The organism is Nostoc sp. UHCC 0251 (assembly GCF_034932245.1).
GTDB lineage: Bacteria > Cyanobacteriota > Cyanobacteriia > Cyanobacteriales > Nostocaceae > Nostoc.
Map to the genome: position 1 here is coordinate 1 of NZ_JAYGHD010000452.1, position 6514 is coordinate 6514.

Annotated in this window: 5 protein-coding genes; 3 read left to right on the forward strand and 2 right to left on the reverse strand. The window is 39.1% G+C overall.

Annotation, left to right across the window (positions count from 1 at the left end):
• Nucleotides 1-211: 211 nt before the first annotated feature.
• Nucleotides 212-1132: a hypothetical protein gene (locus VB740_RS35185; protein ID WP_323204439.1), complete on the reverse strand. Its 921-nt coding sequence runs from the start codon at nucleotides 1130-1132 to the stop codon at nucleotides 212-214.
• A 142-nt stretch (nucleotides 1133-1274) separates the two neighbouring features.
• On the opposite strand from VB740_RS35185, the gene VB740_RS35190 reads away from it, so the two are divergent.
• From VB740_RS35190 to VB740_RS35200, 3 genes are all read left to right on the forward strand, one after another.
• Nucleotides 1275-2171: a TerB family tellurite resistance protein gene (locus VB740_RS35190; RefSeq protein ID WP_323204440.1), complete on the forward strand. Its 897-nt coding sequence runs from the start codon at nucleotides 1275-1277 to the stop codon at nucleotides 2169-2171.
• 15 nt (nucleotides 2172-2186) lie between these two features.
• The gene (locus tag VB740_RS35195; RefSeq protein WP_323204441.1) at nucleotides 2187-3197 is read left to right on the forward strand and encodes a hypothetical protein; all 1011 of its coding nucleotides are present in this window, start codon (nucleotides 2187-2189) and stop codon (nucleotides 3195-3197) included.
• 469 nt (nucleotides 3198-3666) lie between these two features.
• Nucleotides 3667-4791, forward strand: coding sequence for a THUMP domain-containing class I SAM-dependent RNA methyltransferase (locus tag VB740_RS35200; protein ID WP_323204442.1), 1125 nt, complete (start codon nucleotides 3667-3669; stop codon nucleotides 4789-4791).
• A 307-nt stretch (nucleotides 4792-5098) separates the two neighbouring features.
• Here VB740_RS35200 and VB740_RS35205 read toward each other — a convergent pair whose 3' ends face one another.
• Nucleotides 5099-6148, reverse strand: coding sequence for a molecular chaperone DnaJ (locus VB740_RS35205; RefSeq protein ID WP_323204443.1), 1050 nt, complete (start codon nucleotides 6146-6148; stop codon nucleotides 5099-5101).
• Nucleotides 6149-6514 lie beyond the last annotated feature (366 nt).

Sequence of the window (6514 nt, forward strand, 5' to 3'; positions counted from 1 at the left end):
GAAATCCTTCATACCCTTCATCGGGCTGTTGGAAGCCTACACTTACCGCTTGCGGAAGTGTAGGAGTATGTCACTTTGACTCGTTTTTTACCTGTTAATAGTATTGCATTATCTAGATTTATCACAACTCATATAGGATTACTATATACAAACAAAGTCCGCGTAGGCGGACTTTACAAAAATACTTATTTCAAGAATTACCGTAGCTGCTTTAGTTAGCTGAAACTACCTCTGTCTCATCTTTCGATTTATCTCTAATGTTAAAGTAGTAATAAAGATTACCAACAGTTAGGTCTGATGCTTGTTGTAAATTAGATGTAACTAATGTTTTATAACCAGTAATTCCAGCTTGTTCACTAATATAAAATTCGTACTCTCGACGTAGTTCAGGCTCGAATATAAATAGTAACTGGTCACGAAGCGAATAGAAATGAGATTTTTCGGCTAAACTCTCATATACTAATTGTTCTGGCGGTTCTGCTACATTAATTGTGGAGTAGTGAATCTCTGGACTATTAAAATCAGCGCTACTTAAAAGTTTTAAATCTGATGAGGGAAGCGATTGTATCCAATCAACATGATTTTGCCACGAATCCAATACAGCTAAATCATGATTTTTAATGCGGATAATTTCGGGAAAGAGAAAATCAAGCTCATCATGTGATTCACAGCGATTAATCACAGTGAGAGCATCTTCACAGATTTTATCTTGGAGTAGGATGAGGCGATCGCTCACTGCTGAAACCTCATTCTGCACTTGATAAGTTGCAACAATTGCCTGTTCAATTGCCCAAGCACATTCGAGTCTGCGTAGTTGACCAGCTGCACAAGTTTCTTCTAGTAGATGCGGATTGCTGTAATCTGCTAAAGCCGCAAATAACATTCCCCTCACGCCATCAATCTCAGCGTTTCTTCGGCTGAAATCTTGCAATTGCATCGCTGAACGGAAGCGGTTCATCGCCTGAATAAACACTCCATACGCCCTCACTAAAGCTGTGCGATGTTGTTCAAATTTGATATCTTGGGCTACTTGTTCGATTATTTGTCTAATTTCTACTCCTTTGCTAAAGACTTGTAGATATTTACCAGTTTCAATACCAGCTTGAATTGCAGGCGGAAATTGGAACAACATATTCATAGGTTGCTAAAAGCTAATTTCCTTGAGCCTAACTGGTATAAAAAACCAAAGATAACCGTATTTATTCGGTATATTAATTAATTTTGTCTAAATCTGGGCATACTAAACACGGTTAACCTATTGGCTCACAATCTTTATGGATACTTTGTTGTTTAGTTCTCGGATTGTTAATTTCTTGTCACGGATTAGTGGACAAAGGCTTAGTCAACGAGATATCACTCCTCAAGTCATTTTTTTAGCATTGTTAATAGTTGTCCTGCGAGATATAGCTTGTGCAGATGGTGTCGTGACAGAAGAGGAAATGCAACGCTGGCAAACAATTCTCAAACGTTTTGTCTCAAGAGAAATAAAACAATTAACACAACTCATCAGTTTAGGAATGAAACAGCATCAGATTTCTGTTCATTCGCCAGAGTTCCTAATGCTGACACATCCGCTTTCACATTCAGAAAAGCTTTTGTTGATTAGTCTGAGTTATGAAATGTCAACGGCAGATGGTGACATGGACTCGCGTGAGAAAAACTATTTGGAGATAGTTGGCAAGCAGCTTGGCATTAAATCACAACATTTAGCAGTTTTGGAAGCTGGATTTACTCATCAAGTAAATGTGGAACCAGATGCTTTAAATGAAGTGCATTTTTTACTTGACCCTGCTCGTTTCCAGTCAGCAGATCCTGTATTTATCCAAGCTGCAAACGGTATTCTAGCAACTTTACTTGGGAGACTCGAACAAGAAACAACTGAACAGCACACAACTCAATCCTACTGGAAATTGAAAAAATACCAAGAATATCGTAAGCAATTAGCTAATTATTGCTATCAAATTTCCCAGCTAATTCAAGACTGTAAAAATCACGGGATTTTGCCTCACACTTATGTTAGAACTCGAGTAGAAAACTTTGTAAAAAATGAGAATTTGCTTATTAATACAGGTAAAAGCCGTGTCCATTATATTTCTGCAAAATTAGCATTAAAAGCTATACAGAATAAATATGAAGATGAGTATCTAAAGAGGTTTCAATTTTTCACTTAATCTTTAGAAAATTTTTTGGTGCTTGAGCGTGGTAAAGTTAAAATAAGACACTCAATTAATGAACTTAATAGTTTAATTACAAAAATTTTAAATTGCCTGGCTCAATCTAGAGGTGTTTTAGATGGTAATATCCAACTTTCAAAAGCTGCAAAACTGGAAATTTTAGAAAAAATTGGAGCAGTAAGTGGACGTGAAGTAAAAATACGTATATTAGGAGATTGCAAAAAAAAGCAAGCAGCTTCTGAGATATATAATTCTTGGGAAAAATGGTATAGGCAACTACCAGACATAATAGCAAAAAGATCAATTAATTGGTCTTCACAGCACTCAAAAGTATTTGAGCAAAAAAAAATACTAAAAGAATATAGGGATCGGTTTATACAAGACTTAAAAGCTGAGTTAACTACTTGGCAGCAATCAAGTTTTGATATAGTCATAAAGCCATATATAGAAAGATTCGATAGTGAAATATCACAAGAAATAAATGCGTTAAGTACAGAGTTTGAATTAATAGATAAAAGGTTGAATACTAACTTTAGTGACTATATATCTAATAATATAAAAGAGGTAGATACAACATTATTTTTTGGCACATTGGGACGATGGTCAGTGAATTTATTAGGTGGTATGCTACTAGCATCAACAGGTTTAATATTTTTCGTTCCTCTATTTATAGGGAGCATAAATAAATTTACAGGTTGGGTGGATGGGCAACAAGATACAGGAATAAAGCAAAAAATTATTGAATCAGGGTTAGCAAAATTTGCAGAATCACAAGATAAAATAAAAGAGCAAATAAACCAATATATTAGTTCAATTTTTGAAAGCAAAATTAAATCATTCTCTGCTGTAATTGCACAAGCGATCGCACTTTACGAAAATCTCCTAGAACAGCAGGAAAAGGCTCATAGCGAAACTCTGGAACAACGTGAGGCTGAAAAGATGTGGATTTACCAAAAGCGCGAAGAACTTGAGCAAGTACAGAATGGGCTAGAAATTATTCTCAGTAAATGCACCATTGTTTAATCGCCTCCCTTACAGACTTCTCTTTGCCTATCGCACTTGCAGAATCGTGTATTAGTATACGGGAATAGAACAGTGGTATTTGAGTGATTCGCGGCTATACAAATTCAGTAAGGGCATGGCATTGGCCATTGGTGTCAACTTAAGCTAAAAGTAGTTTAACTGTTAGCTGACTCGCCCGCCTCGAACTAAAGTTCTAGGCTAATAGCTAAAGTCTACTAAAGTAGACTAAATATTTTTCGGATTATTAGTCATCTTTAGATGACTTTCGCTATTAGCAAGGAACTTCAGTTCCTTGCGGGACATCGCTTTTACGTTAAGTTAACACGTATGGGCAATGCCATGCCCCTACTGAATTTGTATGTATCAGGGCTTTCGTGAATTGGTATAACGAGAGAGATTGTCACAAGATATAAGTTAAGCTAAAGTGCGTCAATGGGTCAGCAGTGAAGACAAGGCTTTGGATTAGAGGATGAATCAGTATTTTGCAACGGTTGCTCGCGGATTAGAAACCCTCGCGGCTCAAGAGTTAGAGCAACTAGGTGCCCATTCCGTGGAGCCAGGGTTTTGCGGTGTAGCCTTTGAGGGCGATCGCACTCTGCTTTATCGTGTCAACCTATGGGCTAGGTTGCCGTTCCGAATCTTGATGAACATCCGTGAGTTTCCTTGCCAAGAAGCGAAGGATCTCTATCGCGGCATTCAGTCCATCGATTGGCTCAACTATCTCACGCCAGACATGACGTTGGCGGTGAATACCACAGGCAAAAACAAGCACCTCAACCACAGCCACTTCACATCTCTCCAGGTCAAAAATGCGATCGTTGACCAGCAGCAAGAAAAACTGGGTGAGCGTTCAAATGTAGAGCTTTATGAACCAGATGTGCGGATCAATGTTCATATTGAACGCGACTTTTGTACCGTTAAACTCGACAGTTCTGGAAATAGTCTGCACCGCCGAGGCTACCGTCCTGCGGTTGGATCAGCCCCTCTAAAGGAATCTCTAGCTGCTGCCCTCATTCAACTTTCGGGTTGGCAGCCAAACCAGATGTTCTACGATCCTCTTTGTGGGTCTGGCACTTTACCCCTAGAAGCTAGCTTAAAGGCACTTAATATAGCACCAGGGCTATTCCGTGAGCGCTTTGGATTTGAAACTTGGCTCGATTTTGATCTGTCCCTTTTAGAAAAGCTGCTCCAAGAAGCTAAAGATAGCCAACTAGATACCCTTCCCGCACCCATTTGGGGAAGCGATCGCGATGAAAATGTGATTGAGCAGGCGATTAACAATGCTCAAAATTGCGGCGTTGATAATCATGTATGGTTTTCTCAAATGGAGCTTGCTGATGTTGTCGCTCCCGCAGACAGTGGAGTTTTATTGTGCAATCCACCCTATGGCGAACGGCTGGGGCGAGATAGTGACTTGGGGGCATTTTACAAACTTTTGGGCGATGTGTTGAAACAACGCTTTAAAGGCTGGACTGCATTTGTGCTGAGTGGCAACAAGGAACTGTCTCAATCGATTGGACTGAAATCGTCTCGGCGGGTTGCGGTGTACAACGGAACGTTACCCTGTCAGTTAATGAAATACGAATTGTACTAAATGTCTTAAACCCGACTCGCTGCGATCGCGCAGATGATGACCAAATAATTACTAATTCGTAATTCGTAATTCGTAATTCAAGAGGGTACAGAGCCAACACCATAATCTATGATTTGGTGGCTGACAATCAGCTTCTGGATTCAGAGCCAACACTGATTTTAACTACGACTTACGAATTATCAATTACGAATTACTTTGACGCTCCTGCGGACGCTCGTTCCTCTCTACGAGATGCTGCGCTATCGGACATTCAAGAAAAAGGACAAATCCCTTCTGCCTTCTGCCTTCTGCCTTTCTTGATAATCAATTAATATCTCATTAATTCTGACAACATCTGCTCAAGAATATCTTCCATAACTTCCTCGTCTAAAGAGTGCAGAGTTGGTGGGCCACCAAGAAACTCTTTGATAGTGATCTTTTGCTCTTTAAAGTTCTTGACAAAATCTCGAATCTGAACAACAGCGTTGATTTGAGATTCTATTGTTTTTACCATCAAAGCCATAGAGTCAATGCCTTTCTTCGCAGCTTTGCGAGAGTCAGAAACCATAGTTCCTTCTGGAGTATTTTTTGCTAAACGCAGTTCCCGTTTCAAGTTTTCATATTGAGTCAGGAGAATTTGATTTTGCTGTTCTATAGTTCGACATTTTCGAGTTAAATCATCCTCGCTATTATGATCAATAACTTCTCCTACTTGCTGAATTCGCTCAATTTCTAGAAGTCTTGCCAAATCTCCCTCTTGGTAGGCTTTATTGATTGTTTTCATAATTTCTGTATTATATCTCTGCGTCTCGCTGTCTTTTACCTTATCAGGGTGAAAGATTTCAGCTAATCTGAGAAATGTTTCACGAATTTTTCTCTTATCCTCTGTTCTAGCTACAGAGGGAGATTCTACAGACTGTTGTGCTTGCCAATGTTGATAGCGATCTTCAGCAGCTTCTTCTGAAAAATCTGATTCAGCTTCGGAATCCTTAAATAGTTCGTCTAGCTCTGTATTAAATTTGCGACTCGGTTTGACGCTAATGATTCCTGTCAACTGGAGGTTAAGGTAAACTGCTTCTATACTTTTGATGGTTTGTTTACCAAACTTTCTAGTAGTAAAAATTTCATCAAATAGAGCATGAATATCCCGGTCTAACTCAGCCATTTTTTGGAAGTGGGGACTGGTTTGATGACATATTTCTGTGGTTAGAGAACGCATCTGTTCCACAAAGTTGTTTAATTCCGTTCGCTTTCTCTTAATCTGTTTAAGTAGCGATTTGTGTTCTTTTTCTAAAAATTCTAAGCGGATATGTAATTGGGAAAGAGCCAGTGGAGTTTCAAGAGGAGAGGGGGATGAAGATGAGGTAGTTCGAGGCATAAAATATCTATGTAAGTTTAAGGTTAAAAATATAACTGTCAAAGTAGTTGGGTCAATGCGAAAAGAAAGATCGCATCTAGCGATGATACATTAGCCGTGACTACTTTTATTGTCACTCAGTAAGTCGGCAGAAAAATTTAAAGGCGTTGCATAGTTGCGGGATGATTTAGCAACTTCCAACATTCTCTCACTGCTTCCCCCAATTCTTCCCACTGTTCTGCAACGGCAATTTCTAGTTCTGCCATTTATGTAGAAGGAATAGGGAGGGGTAAAGGGAAAGGGGGAAGGGTAAAAAGCGAGTGGAATTGTTGGCGAAATAATCCTTATGAAGAAGGTTTGGTAAAAACCTTGCCCCTTGTGGGCAAC

Excerpts from the sequence above, each read along its gene's own strand:
- VB740_RS35185 (WP_323204439.1), bottom strand. The coding sequence starts at position 1,132 with ATGTTGTTCCAATTTCCGCCTGCAATTCAAGCTGGTATTGAAACTGGT.
- VB740_RS35190 (WP_323204440.1), top strand. The coding sequence starts at position 1,275 with ATGGATACTTTGTTGTTTAGTTCTCGGATTGTTAATTTCTTGTCACGG.
- VB740_RS35200 (WP_323204442.1), top strand. The coding sequence starts at position 3,667 with ATGAATCAGTATTTTGCAACGGTTGCTCGCGGATTAGAAACCCTCGCG.
- VB740_RS35205 (WP_323204443.1), bottom strand. The coding sequence starts at position 6,148 with ATGCCTCGAACTACCTCATCTTCATCCCCCTCTCCTCTTGAAACTCCA.